This window comes from Aliiroseovarius sp. S2029 (assembly GCF_023195575.1).
GTDB classification, from domain to species: domain Bacteria; phylum Pseudomonadota; class Alphaproteobacteria; order Rhodobacterales; family Rhodobacteraceae; genus Aliiroseovarius; species Aliiroseovarius zhejiangensis.
Genome location: NZ_JALPQE010000030.1, coordinates 1 through 327 on the forward strand (window position 1 = coordinate 1; position 327 = coordinate 327).

2 tRNA genes are annotated in these 327 nt (G+C 64.2%); both read left to right on the forward strand.

From position 1 onward, the window contains the following. Window positions 1–17 precede the first annotated feature (17 nt). Window positions 18–94: transfer RNA gene (locus tag MUY21_RS16030), tRNA-Asp, on the forward strand. A gap of 138 nt (window positions 95–232) precedes the next feature. After that, a tRNA-Asp gene (locus MUY21_RS16035) sits at window positions 233–309 on the forward strand. Window positions 310–327 lie beyond the last annotated feature (18 nt).

Here is a 327-nt window from a genome sequence, read left to right on the forward strand (position 1 = left end):
GCAAGGCTTGGCAGTGAGCGGTTGTAGCTCAGTTGGTTAGAGTACCGGCCTGTCACGCCGGGGGTCGCGGGTTCGAGCCCCGTCAACCGCGCCACCACTGCCTGAAAAGCGCCCCGCCCCTGGCGGGGCGTCTTCATTTTCGGGGGCAGGATTCTCTGATGCAAGCCTGCCCACCGACATGTGTTTTCCCCATTGACGGCTCATCTAGGCCGCTGTATTCACGCCGCCACGCGCGGTTGTAGCTCAGTTGGTTAGAGTACCGGCCTGTCACGCCGGGGGTCGCGGGTTCGAGCCCCGTCAACCGCGCCACTTCACCACATCGTCAGC